Origin of the sequence: Bacteroides intestinalis (genome assembly GCF_003464595.1) — a bacterium.
GTDB lineage: Bacteria > Bacteroidota > Bacteroidia > Bacteroidales > Bacteroidaceae > Bacteroides > Bacteroides intestinalis_A.
In genome coordinates, this window is record NZ_QRZF01000024.1 from 56,622 (window position 1) to 79,525 (window position 22,904).

Annotated in this window: 8 protein-coding genes; 4 read left to right on the forward strand and 4 right to left on the reverse strand. The window is 39.3% G+C overall.

The features are described from left to right. Positions 1–8: 8 nt before the first annotated feature. The 4 genes from DWW10_RS22740 to DWW10_RS22755 form a co-directional block, all read right to left on the reverse strand. A complete protein-coding gene (locus DWW10_RS22740; protein ID WP_022391772.1) occupies positions 9–1,337 on the reverse strand; it encodes a PD40 domain-containing protein in 1,329 nt (442 codons plus the stop codon). 209 nt (positions 1,338–1,546) lie between these two features. Next, positions 1,547–3,850: a RagB/SusD family nutrient uptake outer membrane protein gene (locus tag DWW10_RS22745; RefSeq protein WP_022391771.1), complete on the reverse strand. Its 2,304-nt coding sequence runs from the start codon at positions 3,848–3,850 to the stop codon at positions 1,547–1,549. Positions 3,851–3,880: 30 nt separating this feature from the next. Next, positions 3,881–7,240: a SusC/RagA family TonB-linked outer membrane protein gene (locus DWW10_RS22750; RefSeq protein ID WP_118421096.1), complete on the reverse strand. Its 3,360-nt coding sequence runs from the start codon at positions 7,238–7,240 to the stop codon at positions 3,881–3,883. A gap of 335 nt (positions 7,241–7,575) precedes the next feature. Continuing rightward, positions 7,576–8,757, reverse strand: a complete 1,182-nt coding sequence (locus DWW10_RS22755; RefSeq protein WP_118421095.1) for a tyrosine-type recombinase/integrase — start codon at positions 8,755–8,757, stop codon at positions 7,576–7,578. 542 nt (positions 8,758–9,299) lie between these two features. On the opposite strand from DWW10_RS22755, the gene DWW10_RS22760 reads away from it, so the two are divergent. The 4 genes from DWW10_RS22760 (at position 9,300) to DWW10_RS22780 (ending at position 22,820) form a co-directional block, all read left to right on the forward strand. Further along, positions 9,300–12,596 (forward strand): glycosyl hydrolase, encoded by a 3,297-nt coding sequence (locus DWW10_RS22760; RefSeq protein WP_409012385.1) that lies wholly within the window; start codon positions 9,300–9,302, stop codon positions 12,594–12,596. Between the two features lie 432 nt (positions 12,597–13,028). After that, positions 13,029–16,172 carry a SusC/RagA family TonB-linked outer membrane protein gene (locus DWW10_RS22770; protein ID WP_118421094.1) on the forward strand — a complete coding sequence of 1,048 codons (3,144 nt, stop codon included), beginning with the start codon at positions 13,029–13,031 and terminating at the stop codon, positions 16,170–16,172. Between the two features lie 34 nt (positions 16,173–16,206). Next, positions 16,207–18,339 carry a RagB/SusD family nutrient uptake outer membrane protein gene (locus tag DWW10_RS22775; protein ID WP_118421169.1) on the forward strand — a complete coding sequence of 711 codons (2,133 nt, stop codon included), beginning with the start codon at positions 16,207–16,209 and terminating at the stop codon, positions 18,337–18,339. 218 nt (positions 18,340–18,557) lie between these two features. Then, positions 18,558–22,820: a hybrid sensor histidine kinase/response regulator transcription factor gene (locus DWW10_RS22780; RefSeq protein WP_118421093.1), complete on the forward strand. Its 4,263-nt coding sequence runs from the start codon at positions 18,558–18,560 to the stop codon at positions 22,818–22,820. Positions 22,821–22,904 lie beyond the last annotated feature (84 nt).

The following is a 22,904-nucleotide window of genomic DNA, read 5'->3' on the forward strand; positions in this document are numbered from 1 at the left end:
TTTCTTTTTTAGTTATTGAATGAAGTTATATCAACCATCATCAGATTCAAACGTGTACCGTTTGTGAAGTGTCCGGATTGAAAAAGTACTTTTGTGCCGTCGGGACTGAAACTTGGGTGTGCATGATCCGGTTTCATTTTGGTGTCCGAAACCAACCAATGACGTTGACCGGTTTGTACGTTGATGAGCCAGACATTTCCTCCGAAGGTGTCACCCGCTGCCCAACGATTGTCGCGACTTGCATTGCAATGCCAGAATCCTCGTCCGGTAAGTTGTCCTTCTATGGCTTTGCGGTCTTTATCCAGTTCTACCTGACCCACTAATTCCACGTCATCGGTGCGAAGATTGATACGGGCAATACCACTTACTTGTTTACGAAGACGAGGCTGAAAACCCAGGATATTGAAATAAACATAGTCCTTGGTTGCAAAAGTTTCGTGAGTGACCCAGTCTAACGGAGTTTCTTTATAAAGAGGCTTGAAGACCGATCCGTCTGCTGTACAGAACCACATGCGCTGGTGTGCATCGCCACCGGTTTCATTACAGAAAACTATTTCTCCCGGTGTGAAACGGCTGGCCTGTATGTGTCCTGTTTTAAATTCGGTATCGATAACTTTGGTTACTTCGCCGGTAGCAAGGTTCATTTTTCGGATGCCACAAAGAGATGGTTTTATTTTTACCGGCTGATTACTTTCCGGCAAGAATGCATTTTTCGCCATGCGTTCTTTTTCTTCTTCTGTACCTTCACGTTCTACGGTGATATAAGCATAGTCATCGTTGCAATCTATGGCGTATCCTCCGGGACGTCCCATGTTCGTGGGAAAAGTACCTAAAAGAGTTTCGTAGGCGGCGGGTTTTCCTACCTTTCCTTTTTTCACATCTGCGAAGAATTTATCTAGATTCATGACATACAGATTCCAGTCTTCTTTTTCTTTTCGGCTGATGAACATACGATTGCTCTTATTGGCCAGGAATGCACTGCCCAGATCGGGGCCTTCCGTAGCCTGAATGATTTGGCCTGTCGCCATTTCTATAAAATAAATCTGTGTGGGAGTCCAACTGCGTTTCTCTCCGTTGGGAAGTGTACGTTCTATCTTTTCACCATTTCCACGGCTGGATGACCGGAACAATAGATATTTGCCGTCAGATGTCCACATCGGGTCTGTTTGATAGAGGAAACGGTCGTTCTTTAAAGTATCGGTGAGTATGGTAATGGTGTTCCCGGTTTCATGATCTGTATAAGTCTGCATTTCGGATGCGGTACAATTACCAAACTGGGCAAGCAGCGCTTTACTGAAGCCGATTAATAAAATAATGGTTAAACAGAGCTTTCTCATAGTATGTCATTTTTTTATTTGATGTTACAAAGTTAGGCGCAATGAGCGCTCTATAAAATAGAAATTCATACATTTATATGGTTATTTGTCCACTTATATGCCCTATAAATGCGCTTTATGTACAGCAAGAGGGAGAGCTTGCGACAGCACCCCAAAAGAATAACATGATAGAATGGGGACAATAAGTCCCCATTCTAAAAAATCATTGATTAATAACCATTATTCTGGTAAGCCTTTTTAGCTGAGTCGTCTAAAGGGTTACCATTCTCGTCAGTCAATAAGTCGAGCATGGATTGAGTGAATGGTTTAAGGGTATAATGAGGTTCAAACATACCCATACCGTCACCCGTTTGGCCGATACCGTTGATCAGGTTATCAGAAGAATCCCATAAACCTTTTTGAGGAGATGCCAGTTGGTCATGGTAGATAATGCGATCTGCCTGCCAACCGGAATGGTGCAAGTTCTCATAATAAATTATTTCCTGATTCAATTCGCGTGCTAATTCATTCAGAATGAAGTTGGCAAAACGATCTTCTGTTGAAGTAGCTGTCTTGGGATACATCTCTGCTTTTGAATGATCGGAGACTCCATCCCAATAAGATTCGTCTATCAACATTGCAGATGTCATATCAACTGCTACTTCATACGGCCATTGTTGTTCGGTTTGCGATAGTTTTTCATATCCCGGCTGCAGAATGGCTATGACTTCTGCACGTTTTTCTCCGGTTTTATAGGCTGCACGTGCACGTACTGCATTAATATCGGCAATCGCTGCGTTGTAGTTACCTTTACGACCGTAGGCTTCTGCACGAAGCAGGTATGTTTCGGCGAGACGGAATAAAGGTACATCACGGCCCGATTCGTAGTGTGTATAGTTGCTACGATTCGGTTCATCGTACTTCAGAGTTGCCGGGCATGCGGTAGACCCCATCTTGTCCAAACCAGAATAACTCTTGTCATTATAAGTATAGCTGTTTCCTTCTGCCTTTGTCGGAATACGGTAATAGTATTTATTCCCATCTTTTATCCAGCGAGCCATCAGGACAAAAGGATGCGCTAAAGCTTCATTTATGTCGATAGCGGTTTCTTTGGTATTTTCTACATAAGCAAAAGCCAGGTCGCCTTTACCCATTTTGTGTTCACCGGCTACAGCTTTGCGATTTCCCCAAGATGCTCTGGTGTACGTAGGAAGAATCTTTTCGTTAAAGTACTTTGCCATTGCATCAGTCCACACATAAGTCTTGTTATTATCGCTGTCATAAGCATAATAGTCTAGATTGGCGGCGGGTGATGAGTTTGAATCTCCTCCCTTGAGTGCCGTTGTGTATTCTACATGGAATGATTTTTCATAACGAGAGTCAGCCTGCTTATTTACGTACAAATCGAAACCGAAATCATTGGTGAAACCAACGCGTGCAGAGGACTTTGTAGGATATTCCCAACAGAAATCAGGAATCCCCCAGGATGCATTCGAGTAATCACCACCGAAGAAATAAGGCAAACGATTACCGTAACGACCATTATCAGCACCTCCCATCGGACCATATACACAGGAGAGAATCAATTCATGACTGTTCTCATTTGAATAGTCTCCCATCGGATGACTAAACAGTTTTCTATAGTCTGATTCCAATGCATAATAACCATGTTCTATTACTTTCGTTGCATAATATATACAAGAATCCAAATCAGCGGTACCTTCACCTTTGTACAGCATGCCTAAATAAGACTTTGAGTTACTGGTATCTACATGTCCATCAGCTTTCACGCCATATTCAGAACTGCCATATTTAGCACCTTGTGCACGTTGTAAATAGAGCTTTGCCAGAAAATGGGCAGCCGCACCTTTGGTTGCACGACCGAAGTCTGTGGTCAAGTTCTGTTCATTTACATCCGGTAGATGATCGTAGGCATAACGTAAGTCTCCAATCAACAGGCTATAAATACTGGGTACACTTTCGCGTACATAATTATAATTGGAAGGTAATTCTGCAGTGTATCCTTTGGGGACAAATATTTCACCATACATTGTACTCATTATGTAAAGTGAGTAAGCACGATTGAATAAAGCTTCTGACAAAGCCTTGGCTGCATAGTTCGCATCACTTGCAAATTTTCCGAGTGCCTTACCTTCACGAATAGATAATATGGCACGGTTACAGTTATTTATGATAGGATAGAAACCTAATAATGATTTTGCATTCTCACCGCACAAGCCATTAGCATAGCCTGCCAATTTACCGGTTGCATTCCATTCACTTGCAGAATACATGCCTCGACTAGCTGTTTTTGCAGAGAAGTTATCTACTCCCAACATTAAACTACTTGGGCCCTGTTCATATTGTTTGGTTACACGCAAAGCATCATAGGTGCCGACTATCAGTTGTTCCAGACCTTGCTCGGTTTCAAAATAGTCCTGTGTAATGGTAGATACCATTTTCTCTTCCAGGAAGCTATCAGTACAAGACATGCTTCCCAGTGCAATCATTGAAAGTAATATATATTTCTTCATATTTGTTTTATTCTTAATAGGATTCATCAATTAAAAGCCAAGTCTTAAACCTATCACATAACTACGATTCAATACCGTGTTATTGGTCTGACCTCCGATAAAGTTGGTTGCGCTGGTCTTTTCACTCCATCCGGTGGTATCATCAGGATTGATACCTGCTTTCACCAACTCACCGCCAAAGATAAATGGATTCAATACCTGAGCATAAATGGAACAACTTGATGCGCCGATCTTATTCAATAATTTTTCCGGTAGTGTATATGATAGGGCAATATTACGAATGGCAATCATATTTCCCTTGGTATAACTCATATATGCGCTATAGTCGGTAAATGTTTCGCCACCTGCACGTGGTTGAGGGAATCTGGCACCTGTATTTTCCGGGCTCCAGGTGTCTTTTTCCACACGGCGTCCGTAAGTTTGCATTAATCCATAATATGTGTTGCCAAAGCGGCCATAAATGAATGCATTCAACTGCCAATTCTTATAAATGAAAGTAGTGGTGAATCCGCCTTCCCATTTTGGAGTAAATGAACCTAAGAAATGATTATCGTCATTGTTGAATTTACCGAAACCATTGTCCATGTATGTGACTTCCTGTTTTTGTCCATTGATATCCACTGTCTTGGTTATTGATCCCTCTGTACCTTTAGGTACTTCAATGAAATCCTGATCGACCAGTTTAGCCATGCCGGGGAACATGGTAATGCCATTGGCTTTATAGACTGCCAATAATTTCTGGTCTTCGGGTGTATTTTGCCACAAACGATCATATTTGTAAGTCCATACCTCATTGATAGGCTTTCCGATAAACCAACCATTAGCGGTATCATCATTTTTGCCATCGGCCAGTTCTACGATTTTCTCTTTATTGGTAGAGAAGGTAAAATCAGTTTTCCAGGTGAAATCTTTGGTCTGGATATTTGTGGTAGAGAGGGTTATTTCAAAACCTTTATTCTGAGTCTTACCTATATTTGATAAGATCTGAGTATATCCGGTCATGATAGGAATTGAACGGTTCAGCAGCAGATCGGAAGTTTTGGCAACATAGTATTCAACACTACCATTGATTCTGTTATTTAGGAATCCAAAGTCGATTCCCACGTTCGTAGAAGCTGTTTTTTCCCAACCTAGCATTTTGTTGGGCAATACGGAAGCTTTGGCACCTGTAGTATTGGTGGTTACGCCGCCTTGTCCGAAAGGCTTGTTAGCCCATTGGGAAACCATAGATCCTCCTGTCTGATAAGGACTTACAGAAGCATTACCGGTAACACCATATCCCACACGCACTTTCAAAGTATTAATCCAGTTGATACTTTTAATGAAATCTTCTTCATTCAGTTTCCATGCCAATGCTGCTGAAGGGAAGAAATCCCATTTGTTGCCTACAGCTAACATGGAAGCACCATCCCAGCGACCTGTTAAAGTCAGCAGATAGCGATCCATCAATGAGTAATTGACACGAGCCATATAAGAAGCCCGTTGTTGTTCGCTGAATGAGGAGCCTATACCTGCTTTTGAAGTGTTCGAATCACCTACGCTATACCATAAGGCGGTAGGGAACTTACATTCGTAAGCACGTACTTCTATACCTTCTGTACGATAATATTCAGCTGATTGCATCAATGTCAGGCCTAAAGAGTGAATCTTATTGAATGTCTTGTTTACAAAGATCATATTCTCCAGTGTCCATGCCAGTTTCTGACTTTGATTGTTGTAAGCTACATTCGGTTCTGTTGAGGCATAACCTAGCGGATTGGTAAAGTCATTGCCATAATAACTACCTTCACGAGCATTGCGATATTGAGAGCCAAAGTTGGTACGCCATTTTACTCCTTCCAATGGAGCCCATATCTTGCCAAAATCAAGTTCTGCAAAAGAGCTTAACATGACACCATAATAGCGTGTTTCATTTTGAGCCTGGTCAATGTTCAATAAAGCATTGTGCTGTGAGGGACCATCTGACGGACTCAGTAATTCTCCATTTTCATCATACGCCGGTGCGTAGGGCATCAGATTGGTAGCTAAACCATAAGAGTCCTTAGCCGTTGTATTTGAGAAGTTGCTGACAATACCGTAGTTTTTAATGGAATGACTGATATTCACTCCCATACCGACTTTCAAAAAGTCAGTAGCCTGGATTTCACCATTCAAATTTATTGTATAACGTTTATAGTCCTGATCCTTCATCGGAGATTGCTGATCCAGATAGGCTAATGACATATACAGTTTGGACTTTTCTGTTCCGGCGGAAAGTGACATTTGGTGGTTGTGGGTAACTGCCGTACGGGTTACATAATCAGTCCAGGGAGTAGTTGGAATCTTTGAAGAATCATAGACCGGTACTCTGGCGGCATATCCTAATACATCCTGCTCATATTTGGTTGCATCACGTAGTACAGGAGTACCGTCGGCATTAAACTGGAACGCTGAATTGAAGACCGGACGCAGATAAGGATATTTGGTCACTCCACCAAAATAAGCATCTCCATCGATGTCGGGGTCTGGGGCATTACCATATTTGCCGGTATATGCGCCTGCATTAATATTGGATTGCCGATTCCAATCAATCAATTCCCCCGAATTCATCCAATCGGTCATTGAATCAATCTTTGAGAAGGAAATGGAACCATCATAATTAATCGTCACTTTACCAGTTTTCCCCTTTTTGGTAGTGATCAGGACGACACCATTCGCACCGCGTGAACCGTAGATTGCGGTAGCGGATGCATCTTTCAGGATTTCCATAGATTCGATATCATTGGGATTGACGTCAGCCATAGACCCCGCAGTCATAGGAATACCATCGATTACGTATAATGGGTCGTTACTTGCATTGATAGAGCGGTTACCACGAATGCGTACATCGCCCAATTCTCCCGGTCGGTTATTAGAAGTAATCTGTACGCCGGCTGCCTTACCCTGCATGGCTTGCAAAGCATTCTGTACGGGGCGTTCTCTGATGGTTTTTGCAGTCACCTGGGTTAATGCTCCGGTTACATCACTTTTCTTGGCAACACCATAACCTACGACAACTACCTCATCCAGAATCTCGCTATCTTCTTCTAATGTAATTTGGAAACTGGACTGACCTTTCACTGGAATATCCAAGGTTTTATATCCGACGAAGCTAACCTGAATCGTCCCATTATCAGGAACATTCGAAATAGTAAATTTGCCTTCAAAATCAGTAATTGATCCGTTAGTAGTACCTTTTACTACTACACTGGCGCCAATTACAGATTCACCAGTTTTGTCGAGGACAGTTCCCGAAATAGTTTTGCTTTGTGCAGAGGCTTCTATAGCCAGTACTGAAAATAAAGCAACGAAGAACAGCCGCTGGACTTTTTCCAAGCGACTAAACAGACTTGATTTTTTTCTGTTTTTCATACTTAAATTATTAAGTTAAACAAAAGTTAACTTGATAATGATGAAAAAAATGACTTATGGAGTATTTTGAGTGAGGTTTTAAGAAGACCCGATACAATAATACGATCTATTTGCCGAATTGAGAAATATATACTTTAGTTATTACTATGATTAATCTTACTGTGAAGGAAGTGTTTTTAACCCTACTTATAATCCTCCACATACCAAGTCCGTGTCAAGCCCGTACCAAGTCCGTGTCAAGTCCGTACGAACTCGCATCTATAGAATACGGAGATGATACGGAGTAAACGCGGTTCGGATACGGTTGAGGCTTTGAACTAAGATTATTCAAATTGCTATTTTATTAACTGATCGAAAATTGCCCTGAAAACTTTATCCGCGTGTTCCTGCATGATCCGTATATAGTTAAATATAGGTCGGTTGTTTTTCATGCTATGTCCTATACAATATTCTATCTTTTCTATTTCGATCCCCATATTATAGCCATGTTGGGCAAATGTTTTTCTGGCGGAGTAATAAGAGACTTTCCTGTTAACTCCTGCCAAATTCGCCACCTTATATATATGTCTGAAAACTAAACTATAGACTTTTTCATAAGATGAATACTTGCCGAAGACCAGTTTCCCATTATCTGAGATATAGTTATCAATGATTACCTGTGCTTCCGGCTGAATGGTAAAAGCTATTTCATTCTCACTCTTTTTACTATTCCGCGTCTTATGGCGTACATACCGCATACTGTTTTGGTTCTTGAAATTATATTCCATTAAGTCTCTCAAATTAATGCCTCCTAAATAATAGGTAAGCATAAATATGTCCCGAGCCATTATTTGTGCTGACTTGAATAATTTCACATCACGTATCCTTTTCAACTCTTCCACAGTCAAATCCAGTTCTCTGACATTGCTAACGGGCATTTTGAAAAGGACAAAAGGGTGAACCTGGTAACTCACATAATTCATTTTACCGGCATAATTGAGTATTACCTTTATTAAAGTAAGGTAGATCCTAATGGATGTTTCCGATAATCCCTCATCTTTCATCGCATTGGCAAATCCTTGTATTTGTAATGGACTCAATTGTACTAAAGGAAAATCTCCTTTCATATATTTCAGGAATTTCTCACAAGCTATATTATATAGCTTATAAGATTTCTTTTGTTCTTCAGTATTCATGAGGGAAAGATACTCATTTGCCACAGTCTTAAAAGTAATACCTGTTTTTTGTTGTTCGCGAGTGATAGTATGTATTAGCTCTGTACATGATAAAGTTGGCAAATAATGAATGGATGATAGGATTTCTTCATATTCATAGATTATTTTGCGGAGACAAGTGTTAATATTTGCTGCATTTTCGTGCCTGACAACTCTGCCATTTTTCATTTGACTTGCAGAATCCAATATAAATTGAGTTGAAATATATCTGGTTTGCGAGCGATGCGCTACTGCAATTCTTATTCTATGTTTTCCGTTAGATAGCTTTTTAGTTGGTACAATTACTATTGAAAGATTAGCCATATTCGTTTTTGGGTTTATACGTTTTTTGATACAAGTACAAGTGCCCACTAAAGCAGGATAATTAAAAATTAAATAGACTTGGTTCAAAAATACATTGTCTCCCGAATACTACTGCATACAGCAGAGTTACAAATTCAAGTTTGTTGATTTGAGTTTCTCCATCAGCTATCTAATTCCCAAATATCACAAAGAATTATTGCGGCTTTCTTGTAGACACTAATGAATGCAAATATAAACTTATTTATTGAAAGTATGTGTTTCATGAATGGGGATTAAAGGACGGTCATATACTGTAGTGCAGACAATCATTGACGCATTCAGGATTATATAGAGTTGTATGAGATTAACCATAAAACTTGATTAATAATAAAGAATATCTATACAAGAACCTGTTTTCTTGTATGTTTCCCCTTATAAATAGGATTTTATTCCATTTATTGGTACTAGACCGCATGCTTGAATAATTTCCTTGCGTTACTTTTGTCTATGAAAACTTTTATTCAGATAAATGAAGTTGAACCGAAGAATTTAATAAATAATGTATGATGAACAAAAAAGATTTAGTATTTGCAGTAGGTTGTCTATTGACTTGTATGGCTTGTTCAAACCAGTCAGGTATCAAACAATCAACGTTGGCACAGGCATGGGAGGAATTTTCTCATCCGCAAGACTCTACCCGTACGAAAGTATGGTGGTTTCATGGAGAGACAGAAACAACTCGTGAAGGTATCACTGCCGATTTGGAAGCTTATAAGAAAGCAGGTGTTGGCGGAGTCGTTTACTATGATCAGGTACATGGGAAGTGTGAAAATGCGCTCCTTGCTTTTGAACCGGCATGGTGGGATATGCTTCGTTTTGCGGCTTTGGAAGCACAACGTATCGGACTTTCTTTCGAAATAAACCTCTCTAACGGATTTGTAGCGGGTGGTCCTTGGATTACAAAGAAACTGGGGATGCAGAGGTTGACGGCTAGTGATACATTGGTGAATGGCGGAAAACGTTTATCAATAACTCTGCCGACTCCAGGAAAGAAAGAATTTTGGGATGTAGCCGTATTGGCTTTTCCTGCTCCCCAAGATGCTTGGCAAACATCCCGCAATTGTTTGCCTAAAATAACTTGTAACCTTCCTCAGTTATCGGGAGTGGATTTTTTTAAATCAAATGAATCATTAGTTGAGATACCATCTCAACCAACAGGAAAATCGGTTTATGTTAACTTGGATTTTGGTACAGACTTTACAGCTCGGAGCATTAGTTATCAAGTGCGTCCACGTGGTGCAAAATCTTCAACCGGGGCTATGAATCCTCCAGGACCTCCAGCCGACAGTTTTTATGGCATGGGATATCAAAAATTACCTGATGTAGGACAGTTGGAAGTCTCGGATGATGGTGTAAACTATCGAAAGGTCTGTGATTTGAAACCGATTTACCAAACTCCCAGTAATAGTTGGATACAAAAAACGATTTCTTTTCCTACTATAACAGGACGCTATTTCCGTTTGAACTTCCATGATTGGGCATTGCCCAAAGACAATCGGCCGGATTTATTCATAGGTGATATCCAATTGTCTTCACGTGCCCGGATGGACCAATGGGAAGAACGTGCAGCACTCTATTCGGAATATATAGAGAAGAACCTGACTCCGGATTATCCATCTTCAGTAGAAATAGATCCTTCGAAGATTATTGATTTGACAGAGAAGATGGATCAAAATGGTAGATTGGAATGGGATGTCCCTGAAGGAAACTGGGTAATTATGCGTTTCGCCCATGAACCAACGGGAGCGACTATACGTCATGGGCGAGCTAATTTTATGGGATTAGAATGTGATAAAATGTCTGTAGAGGCGGTTACTACTCATTGGCGTAATTATACAGAGCCTATTTTAGATTCTTTGCAGGCTGTAGGTTGCTTGCCTATGGGAGTAACTATGGATAGTCATGAAGGAGGAGCTCAAAACTGGACTCCTGGTTTTGAACAAGAATTTTTTCAGAGAAAAGGATATAGCATGCATCGCTATTTACCTGTTATGATGGGATATATTGTTGGTTCAAGAACAGAGAGTGATGGCTTCTTATATGACATGCGCCGTACCATGGCAGATATGATCTCAGATAACTATTATGGTACTTTACAAAAGCTTTGTAATGAGAGAGGGATAGAATTTACTGCTCAGGCTACTGGAAATGGTTTAAGTCTGGTAGCTGATAATTTACAAGCAAAAGGGCGGGTGTATAAGCCTCAGGGAGAATTCTGGACTTCACACCCTGACGGTGGATATGATGTGAAAGAAACTTCATCGGCAGCACATTTTTATGGTAAGCATATAGCTTCAGCAGAAGCTTTCACTGGTAGCCGTTTCTACCACAACTTTGCTGATCAAAAAAATGCTGGTGATTATGCCTATGCTTTTGGTGTAAATGAGTTTGTACTTTGTGCCTCGGCTTATCAACCCTGGATTGATAAATATCCCGGGAGTACAGCCGGAGGTAAACACTATTGTTTAAATCGTAATAATACTTATTGGGAATATAGTCGTCCGTTTTGGGACTATCAAGCACGTTGCACAGGCTTGATGAGAAAAGGAATGCCAGTCATTGATATTTGTATTTATCTGGGGCAGAATCCTCCAGTCAAGCTACTGTCTTATCGTCTGCCTGAAATACCCGAAGGTTACGACTTTGATGTCTGTACAGCCGAGGCTTTGGTGACGCGTACTACTGCTATCAATGGGCAGTTAACTTTGCCGGATGGTATGAGCTACCGGATTTTGGTGATTCAACGCAACAATGATATGCCACTTCATGTATTACGCCATATTGCAAAGCTTGTGAAAGGCGGAGTGACTGTTTGCGGACCTCGCCCTGAAGGATCAGGCTCCTTAAAAGATGCTGCTGAAGTTAAGGAGTATCAAGCATTGGTTGCAGAATTATGGGGAACAGATGATTCTGCTTCTGGTATACGTACTATTGGTAAAGGAAAACTTTATAGCGGGTTATCTCTTCCTGAAGTACTGGTTTGTGAGGGTATTCATCCGGATATAACAATAAAGAGTGGAAACACAATTAAAGATAAAGTGTATTTTACTCATCGTCGTTTATCAGATGCTGATGTTTACTTTTTGAATAATCATAGTGAACGGGCATTTAATGATACCATTCGTCTGCGTACTGAAGCACGTTATGCCGAATATTGGGATGCTGTGACAGGATCCCGGTTTGCATTGCCTCTTGAAGCTTCAGGTAACACCGGAATGTTACTCAAATTTGTTTTAGCTCCAAGAGAATCGGGCTTTATTGTGACATCCGATCATCCAAATACAGACTTGTTACCTAGAATTGCAAATATAAAAGAAGATATTACTTCTATTGATGGCTCTTGGAATGTTTATTTTGACCCGAAATGCGGTGGTCCAGGTGAAATTATGTTCGATGAGTTGATTGACTGGACAAAGCATATGGATCCTGCTATCCGCTTTTATTCTGGTACTGCTGTTTACCAGAAAGAGTTATCTGTATCTAATCTGAAAAAGAATGAACGTATATTGTTACGTTTTCCCCGTCTTGGTTCATTAGCTCGTATTTGGGTTAATGAGAAGGAAGTTGCCACCGTTTGGTGCTCTCCATGGGAAGCAGATATAACAGAATGTGTAAACGAAGGGATTAACTCATTAAAAATTGAAGTAGTTAATTCATTAATGAACCGAATGATTGGCGATGCTTCTTTACCACATGAGAAACGTTATACGTATGCGTATCCTGAGATAGCTACGCCAGATGATAAACTGGTTTCTTCCGGAATTATAGAAGAGGTACTATTGGTGAAACAAATATTTTGATAAAAAGTGATATCTTTTCTTGTTTTGTAGCAGTCAATAAGGAAGCTCCTTTCGTTTTAGTTCTTATTTCATGTATCTGGAATAAGAATTGTATGGAAGGAGCTATCTTATATGACTATAAAATTGTGGCATATTACTTTGGGTTTTGAAAACATGAGTGAAATTCATGTGATACAATATTTGGGTAACAAATTATATATTAAAAGTTCTAGAATAATCAAAATGCTACGAGGACTAATCGTTTTGATTTTATTCACAGTCGTTGATACTATTTTTCAGTTGAAAAGATTAAATTTTCCATGCTTTGACACAATCCTACATTCCCTTTTTGGGCCTCCGTATGTATATTTGCAACACTTTTTCACAGGTGGGAGACCTTAAATCTCCTGAGAGAATAGAAAACTAACTTTTGTTTAACTTAATAAGTAAAGTATGAAAAACAGCAAGAATTTAAGTCTGTTTGGTCGCATGGGCAAACTCCAGCGGCTGTTCCTCGTTGCTTTGTTCTCGGTATTGGCTATAGGAGCCTATGCACAAAGCAAAACAGTTTCGGGTACTGTGATTGACCAAACCGGTGAACCGGTTATTGGTGCCAATGTTCTGGTTAAAGGTACTACTAATGGTGTGATCACTGACCTCGACGGTAAGTTTACCCTCACGAATGTGCCTGAAAAAGGTACAATCTCTATTTCTTTTATAGGTTATAAAGACCAAGAAATCTCTGTTTCTGGAAAGACAAATCTTCAGGTGACATTACAAGAAGACAATGCAATGTTGGATGAGGTCGTGGTAGTAGGTTATGGTGTTCAGAAGAAGAGCGATGTAACCGGTGCTATGGCTCGCGTTGGATCGGAAGAACTGAATGTAAAGCCTGTTTCGAATGCTTTTGAAGCATTGCAGGGTAAAGCTGCTGGTGTGGATATCACAAGTAGCGAACGTCCGGGGACGATTGGTTCTATTCGTATTCGTGGTAACCGCTCTTTAAATGCGAAGAATGATCCATTGTATGTAGTGGATGGTGTGCCTTTGAATTCAGGCGGTATCGAAACTCTCAATCCAAGAGATATTGAATCTATTGATATATTAAAAGATGCTTCTTCAACAGCTATTTACGGTTCTCGTGGTGCCAATGGTGTTATTCTGGTTACTACCAAACGTGGTAAGACCGGTGCTTTGTCTTTGAACTATTCAGGTTCGGTTACTTTTGAAACGTTACAAGATAAATCGCCAGCTATGAGTGCTAGCGATTATATAACTTGGCGTCGTTGGGCATATTATAACTCAAATCCATCAGTTAATCCATTGGGTAATCAACCTAATTATGATAAAGATCAAGCTTATTTTTCTGGTGATGAATATGCTTTGGCAAATGTTAATAAAGGTTGGGTGAACGGAACTTGGGATGGATCTAAGGTTACTGATACGGATTGGGCTGATATGGTTACACGTACAGGTGTCACTCATGAACATACTATAAGTGGTAGTGGTGGTAGTGAGACAATGCAAGGATTCTTTTCTTTTGGTTATTTGAATAATGAAGGTACTCAGAAAGGTCAGGAATACGAGCGTTATAATTTCTCTATGTCTCTGGATTTGCAACCTACTCCATGGTTTAAGCTTGGTGGTTCAATAAACGGTTCTTATTCTGTTCAGGATTATGGCTATTCTCGTACGGGACAATCTTCGAATTCAGGTCCTACTGATATTTATAGTGCAGCAAAGTCTATTCCACGTTATGCAGTACCTTATGATGATAAGGGAGATATCATTTTGCAACCTGCTGGTTCTGTGACGAATGTGTATACTGTGATAGACGAATGGAACAAATCTACCGATAATCGTCAAAATTTCCGTGCACTTGGTAGTTTCTATGCTCAAATGGATTTTGGTAAGATATGGCAGCCATTGGAAGGATTGAGCTATAAGATTGCTTTTGGTCCTGATTTCCGTTACAATCGTCAAGGTATTTTTATTGATAGTAGTTCAGCAGTTCGGGCAGGTAGCAAGAACTATGCAAAGTGGGCATCTACCCGTAATTTCTCATGGACACTGGATAATATGGTCACTTATAACAAGAAAATCGGTGAACATCGTTTTGATGTAACTTTACTTCAGAGTGCATCGAAAGTAAATACTGAAACTGCAAACATGAGTGAGCAAGGTGTACTAATGCCAACATTTATGTGGAATAATATGGGAGCCATTGATATAACCAATACAGCTTATAAGGCTGGTATGGGTACAGGACTGGTTGAACAACAATTGGCTTCTTACATGGCTCGTATTAATTATTCTTACAAGGATCGTTATCTATTGACTGTATCTGGTCGTTATGATGGCTCTTCTGTATTGGCTGAAGGCAATAAATGGGATTTCTTCCCTTCAGCAGCTTTAGGTTGGCGTCTTGATCAAGAAGAGTTTATGAGAGACATTACATGGATTAACCAATTGAAATTGCGTGCTGGTATGGGTACTACGGGTAACTCTTCTGTTGATCCTTATGGAACATTAGGTGTAATTGGTTCCTATTGGATGCCGTTTAGTACAGGTAACACTTTAATTCTGACTACAAATGAACCTTATTATGTGAAGGATCAGAATCTGATGGCAAACAAGAATCTTGGCTGGGAGAAAACCACGCAGTTTAACTATGGTGTTGATTTCAGTTTCCTTAATGGCCGGATCGGTGGTACAGTGGATGTTTATCATTCCAGAACGAAAGATTTGCTGATGTCTATGAAACTGCCTTCATTAACAGGTTATCCTTCAGTAATGTCGAATGTGGGAGAAACGAAGAATTTTGGTGTAGATATTACATTGAATGCTGTTCCTGTACGTTATAAAGATTTTGAATGGAATTCAACATTGAATGTAGCCTACCAAAAGGATGAGATTGTGGAACTGGCTAATGGAAAACAAGATATGATTGATAACAGCTGGTTTATAGGTGAGTCAATCAATATATATTACGGTTTTGCTGCTGACGGATTGTGGCAGGAATCTGATGCTGCGGAAATGGCTGAATTTAATAAAAAAGGGCATAAATTTGAAGTTGGTATGGTGAAACCGGTAGATCAAAATGGTGACCATGTTATAGATAGTGACGACCGTGTTATTCTGGGTAGTAAAAACCCGCGTTGGACAATGGGCTGGTCAAACACTTTCTCTTATAAAGGCATTGATCTTTCTATCGAACTTTACGGACGTTTTGGTTATATGATTAATACAGGCGGTGAAGGCCAATTAGGTATGTATAATCAGCGTGAAATCGATTATTGGACTCCTGATAATACAGGTGCAGAATGGCAGAAACCAATCTATAGTACAGCAGGTGGTGATTCATATTCGAGCTTGTTAGGTTTCAAAGATGCTTCCTTCATTAAGATTCGTAACATCTCTTTAGGGTATAATTTTGATAAAAAAGTATGTAAGAGTATCGGTATTAGTTCACTGAAACTTTATGCTCAGGCTAAAAACTTAGGTAACCTTTATTCTTCTGTAGATTTCATTGATCTGGATCTTGGTACGACATACTATAACAGAGGCTTTACATTTGGTATTCAAGTAGGTTTCTAAAATCAAAGAATAATAAATTTAAATGAAGTATATCATGAAAAATATAAGAAAAAAAGTTCTATTTGGTACGATGGTACTTGTATTGGCTAGCGGTACCTCTTCATGTGGTGATAGTTTTCTGAAAGAAGAAGCAGGCCATATGTACACTGATGCAATTCTTGAAACAGAAGAAGGAGTGCTTGCGATGGCAGCATCTCTTTATGGTAATCTCCGTTGGCACTTCGGTTATGAATGGGCTTATGGTATTACTCTTTACGGGACAGATGAATTCACTAATGGTGCTGACTTGACCAGTGAACCTTGGAATACTTATGATAATCGTTTAAGTCCACTAGATTGTAAGAAAGCAAGCGGTGCAGCAAATGACAATTGTCCTGGAGTATCTGCTTTATGGGATGAAATGTATTATGGTATCTCTACTGCCAACTTATTGATTTCGAGAGGAGAAACGTTGGCTAATGAAGATACACGTAATAAAGCAATGGGGGAGGCTTATTTCCTTCGTGGTTACAACTATTATCGTTTGTTTGCTCAATATGGTGGTGTGGTAATTCAGACCACTCCTCCTGAAGGGGTCGTGAGAAACTTCAGCCGTTCAAGTGCTGAAGAAACTCTTAACCAGGTTATTGCAGATTTGGAAGAAGCTTACAAATTATTGCCGACAACCAAATGGCGTGGCAATGGTACATGGACTAAATATACTGCTGCTCATTTCTTGGCTAAAGCATTGTTGTATCGTCAGTCGGAACGTTGTGCAGACTGGAACTCTACATATCCTGCAAAAGCCGATTTAGACAGATGTATTAGCCTTTGTGATGAAGTGATAGCAGAATGTCCGTTAGCAAAAGACTATAATACACTTTATTCAGAATGGACCGGTACTGATTGTAAAAATGAAGGTGATTCCGAAATCTTAATGGCTGCTTTACATAATGATGATAGCTCAACTGTTGGTCGTTTTGGTAATCGTACTTATAATTATTTTAATCCACAATTCTCTAACTTCTCTGGTGGTTGGACACAGCGTGGACAATATATTGGTGGTATGGACTTCCAGCGTTGCCGCCCTACAGAATATACTTATTCTATATTTGACAATGTGAATGATGCCCGTATGTGGAAGACTTTTAAAACTGTCTATGGATTGAATAGTATAGCCAAGAAGGCAGCTAATGTAATAGCTGAAAACGGAATTACTGCCGATCAGGTTCCTACTTTGGGAGATGAAGGTATTATCTTTATTTTGAATAAGAAGAGTGATGATACATTTGATAATGCTCCTTATGGAACATATGGACGTGGTGCTCAGCCGCACTCTTTTGTAAACCCAGAAACAGGGAAATGGGTGCCTAATGTATTCCCATTATTTCTGAATGGTAAATATGTATTGAATACGTATGGTGTAAGTGGTAATCCTAGTCAATCTAATGTTTTCTGTGGTATCAATAAAACAGATGATGGTTCGCGTACTGGTGAAAAAGGGGATGCACACCGAGATGTTACTATGGCACGTACTGGTGAAACTTACTTGGTTAAAGCTGAGGCACAAGTTAGATTGGGTAATTACCAAGATGCTATCTCTACTGTAAATGTGTTACGTAAGCGTGCTGAATGGAAAGATGGCGAAGATCGTGAATATTATACAGATGGTTCTATGGCTTTCACCTCTAATTCTACAGCTACAGCAACGTTGGGTAAGTGTGTAGATGCTAATGGTGCTAAATTGACAAATGCACAAGCTTTCAATGCATCATTCATCCAAAAGAATACGTATTTCTTGTCGACTGGTGTTGACCGTTCTGAAAACAAGACGGCTTCAAATCTTCAAATTTCCAGTTATCAGCAATTGCCTGAAGAAGATGAAACTGTATTAGCAGAATTGGGCTGTACAGATGTAAAAGATCGCTTGATTAACTTCATTCTGAATGAACGTACACGTGAATGTTTAGGTGAATGGAATCGTTGGGAAGAATTAAGCCGTACCAAAACATTGGTGAAACGTGCTAAATTATATAACCCTGAAGCAGCTCCTAATGTTGCTGAAAAGCATCTCCTTCGTCCGATTCCGCAGACTTTCATCGATGCTTTGACAAATGAAAGTGGTAAGAATCTTACAGAGGCGGAGAAAGCAGCCTTACAGAATCCAGGGTATGTTAGTGCGAATTAATAAAAATATCCAATAATAGATTTGACCTTGGAGAAGGAAACTTTTCCAAGGTCTTTTTTATATATTCTACGAAACTGGAAAGAATAAAAAGAGGGGGATTAATGGAATATTTGACCAATATATGGACTGCAATTCAATGCCATATGATTTTTTAGTAAAAAAGAATTCAGTGTAGAGAAATTAATGTTAGATTTGTGCATCTCACAAAAGAATACCTTATGCGACGTTTTTATTTAATCTTATTACTCTGTTTACTAAGTGTCACAGCTTCGGCTATCGATGTCCTTCAAATCAGCAATATTACTGATCGGAATGGTTTGTCACAAAATACTATTCGATGTATGATGCAAGATAGCAAAGGATTTATGTGGATGGGAACGATAAACGGTCTGAACCGTTATAATGGAAAAGAATTTATTGTTGTACATCCTCAGGCTGAACTATCTTTATCAATTTCGGATAACAGGATAAGAAGTATCACAGAAGATAAGAATGGATATATTTGGATTCGTACCTTCTCGAGTACTTTATTATGTTATGATTCCCGGTTAGAAAAATTCATTGATTACGAGCCGGAGAATAAGGCCAAGATATTTTCTAATCTTATGATTGCTTCAAATGGAGATGTATGGTTATGGGGAAAACAGGGTTGCTGCCGTCTGCGTTACAAAGATAACAAACTAAATGCATGGCGTCCTTGTGCTAAAAATCAACAGTACCTATCTGTTTCATTTGTTTTTGAAGACTCTCAATCCAGAATATGGATTGGAAATCAGGAAGAACTTTCATTAATCGAGGGAGATTCAGTGATTCGAATGAGAGAAAGATACTTTTATAATGCGCATGAGTACGAGGGGCAACTCTTTTTTATTGCAAATGGATACATATCAGTTTTCAGTAACAAACAGAATTCGTTTCTGCCCGATATTGTTATTCCGAATAACTCATCCGCATCTGTTCAACGTTCGTGTCTGCTCAACAATGGACTTATTATGATTGCCAATAACAGTGGGATATATACTCTTGACACCCAGAACATGAGGATTGCTTCAGCGGATCAACTTTTTAGAGGGAAAAAACTGCAAAATGCCAGTTTCTATACTGACAATAAAGGGCATATATGGGTATATAATATGTCTGGAATACTGTGGCGGCATCATCCGGACAATACATTTGAACCATTAGAATTAATACCTTCCAGTATACTGTCTCTTATTACTCAGGAACGATATCAAGTGTATCAGGACTCCAGAGATATCATTTGGATAACCACATTTGGTAATGGACTCTTTGCTATTGATCCTGATGGACGGATATTTCATTATACTTCAGAAAAAGATCTGGCTACTAATTACCTGCTTTGCATTACAGAAGATAATTCTGGTGAAATTTGGTTGGGAACTGAATTTTCCGGAGTAACCAAAATTTCTCTGGCCAGTTATCCTTTTGATGTTTTCTATCCTACTTCTCAGGGAGATGGTGACAGGAATAATGCCGTTCGCATGATTTATGAGGATAAAGAAGGTTACTATTGGTTTGGAACGCGAGATGGCAATATCCATGTATATGATTCGCTACTACGGAGTTCTTTTACCTATCGCATGAATGGTGGATTACCTTTTACTGTTGCTGAAGATACATTAGGGTATAAATGGGTTGGAACAAAAGGAGGGGGACTGCTTGTTTTCCCTCCGAAAGAGGATCATAAACCGCAGATTTATCATTTGCAGGATCATCCGAGACAAACCTCTTCTAGTGATAATATTTTTACAATCATGCGTGATTCAAAAGAACGTATGTGGATAAGTAGTTTCGGTGGGGGGCTGCATTTGGCAGAACATCGGAACGGACAGTTAACTTTTCGGCAGTTCTTATTGGAAAAAGACCAGCAAAACATGATGAGAGCTATGATTCAGGATCAAACAGGATTGATATGGGTAGGCTCTAATGATGGAGTCATAGTTTTTAATCCTGATGAGTTTATAAAGGATGAGACCAATTATACGAACCTATATCCTGATATCGAAAACCAGCAGTCATTCAATAGTAATGAAGTCAGAGTGGTATATGAAGATAGTCACGGACACATTTGGTTAGGTAGTACAGGAGGTGGACTTTACTTACTTATTAAGAAGGAACCACTCAAGAAATCATTGTTTAAACATTATAACTCTGATAATGGGCTTTCCAATGAAATGGTTCAAGCTATTCAGGAAGATAATGAAGGAAATATTTGGGTCAGTACTGAAAGTGGCATTTCTAAATTTAACCCCAAGACAGAACGTTTTGAGAATTTTATGTTTTCAGGTAATCGGCGATATGCTGCTATCTTCAATGAACTCTCTACTTGGAAAAAGAAAAATGGAGAGTTAATGTTTGGTAGTTATAATGGAGTATACATTTTTAATCCGGCGGAGGTTACTTACGATACTTATACACCGTCTGTACTGATTACCGAACTACGGATTAATGGAAACAGTGTGAGCCCTGGAGGACAGGAATCTCCTCTTAAAGAGAGTATTACCACTACCAAAAGGATTGTTTTAAAGTACAATCAGAACTCTTTTAATCTGGAATGTACGATGCTGAATCTACAGGCGCCGGAGCTTAATCAATACGTCTATTTTTTAGAGGGATATGAGAAAGAATGGAACCCGATATCTCGCAATAATATCGCTACTTATCGTAATGTTCCTCCGGGTTCTTATGTGTTCAAAGTGAAAGGATGCAATAGCAATGGTGTTTGGAATGAACAGGAAACGACTTTGGAAATTGTGATTTTAGCACCATGGTGGAAAACAGGTTGGGCTGTTATTTTCTACATAATCATCATTGCTATTATTTTCTTCTTCGTAACAAAGTTAATGCTTCGGATGCATAGATTGAATATGGCAGTAGAGGTAGAAAAACAACTGACCGAATACAAACTAAGGTTCTTCACTAATATTTCACACGAGTTTCGTACTCCATTGACAATCATCAGAGGGGCCATTGAAAGTTTAGGTAGCCAAGATAACTTGTCACCTTCTGCCAGCAAACAATTGAAGATTTTGACAAAAAGTTCAACTCGGTTACTGCGCTTAATTGACCAGTTGTTAGAGTTCCGCCGTTTGCAGAATGACAAAATGGAACTGAATTTGGAACCGACCCATCCGGATAGCTTCTTTTATGACATTTATACCACTTTCAAGGAGATGGCTGAAAAGAAAAATATAGAATTTCTCTTTGAACCGTCGAATTGCAAGATGCAATTATTGCTGGATAGGAGTAAAATGGATAAAGTGGCCTACAATCTATTATCTAATGCTTTTAAACATACTCCTTCAGGTGGAAAAATAATCATGAAATTAGAAATCTCTATTACTGAAGATTTATTCAAGTTGAGTATTTCAGATAGTGGAAAAGGAGTACCATTTGCGCAACGGGATAATCTATTTGTGCGATTCAAACAAATTAATTATGCTTCGGATGGTACAGGAGTTGGCTTGCATCTTACTTCTGAATTGGTAAAAGTACATAAAGGTAACGTTATTTATATAGACTCAGAGCTTGGTGGTGCTTGTTTCCTTGTATCCATACCTTTATCTGATAATAATTATGATGAGGCAGATATCATAAGCAATAAAACTATGAAAGTAGTGGCTAGTACTGAGAGTATTCCGGAAAAATCCTCAGAGGAGAGTATTATATCAACGTCAGATAACGATTTTATAAAGGAATATAGGGTAATGGTAGTCGAGGATGATGAGGAAGTCCTTGGATTTGTAGAAGAGCAATTGAATAAATATTTTGCAGTTTCGACTGCGGTTAATGGTTCTGATGCTCTTAAGCAAATAGCCGAAGAACAACCTGATATCGTAGTCTGTGATGTAATGATGCCAAGGATGGATGGGTTTGAATTTACTCAACGGTTAAGAAGTAATTTTGAAACGAGTCATATCCCGGTTATTTTACTCACAGCATATTCTTCCGAAGAGCATCAGTTAAAAGGGATAGAATCGGGTGCAGATGCCTATATTACCAAACCTTTTAGCACAAAGTATTTGCTGGCACGTATAACAAAGTTACTTGAAACGCGTGAAAGGCTGCGCCGCAGATTCAATACAGAACCTGGATTGGTACAATCATCTGTCACTTTTACAGACAGAGATAAGGTCTTTCTGGACAAAGTGCATGAGCTTATTGAGCAGAATATTAGTAATACGGATTTCCGAGTGGAGAATTTTGCTCAAACGTTGGGTATGGGGCGGAGTTCTCTATTCAGAAAAATGAAAGGGGCTACTGGCTATAGTCCCAATGAATATGTGCGTATCATCCGTATGAAAAAAACTGCTGAATTATTAATGAATACGGATTTGAATGTTTCCGAAATTTCTTATCAGGTAGGTATTGGCGATCCCTTCTATCTAAGTAAATGTTTCAAGGCGCAATTTGGAAAATCACCGTCACAATATCGCAAGCGAGACATAAAAGAAGAGTAAATAAGATAATAAATAAGCTGCTTTATTCTCAGATTGGAACTAAAATATAGTTATTGGTACTATAGTTCATTGACTTTATGTCTT

What these genes read in the sequence shown, in the direction of transcription:
- DWW10_RS22750 (WP_118421096.1), bottom strand. Translation starts at nt 7,240, where the DNA reads ATGAAAAACAGAAAAAAATCAAGTCTGTTTAGTCGCTTGGAAAAAGTC.
- DWW10_RS22755 (WP_118421095.1), bottom strand. Translation starts at nt 8,757, where the DNA reads ATGGCTAATCTTTCAATAGTAATTGTACCAACTAAAAAGCTATCTAAC.
- DWW10_RS22760 (WP_409012385.1), top strand. Translation starts at nt 9,300, where the DNA reads ATGATGAACAAAAAAGATTTAGTATTTGCAGTAGGTTGTCTATTGACT.
- DWW10_RS22775 (WP_118421169.1), top strand. Translation starts at nt 16,207, where the DNA reads ATGAAAAATATAAGAAAAAAAGTTCTATTTGGTACGATGGTACTTGTA.
- DWW10_RS22745 (WP_022391771.1), bottom strand. Translation starts at nt 3,850, where the DNA reads ATGAAGAAATATATATTACTTTCAATGATTGCACTGGGAAGCATGTCT.
- DWW10_RS22780 (WP_118421093.1), top strand. Translation starts at nt 18,558, where the DNA reads ATGCGACGTTTTTATTTAATCTTATTACTCTGTTTACTAAGTGTCACA.
- DWW10_RS22740 (WP_022391772.1), bottom strand. Translation starts at nt 1,337, where the DNA reads ATGAGAAAGCTCTGTTTAACCATTATTTTATTAATCGGCTTCAGTAAA.
- DWW10_RS22770 (WP_118421094.1), top strand. Translation starts at nt 13,029, where the DNA reads ATGAAAAACAGCAAGAATTTAAGTCTGTTTGGTCGCATGGGCAAACTC.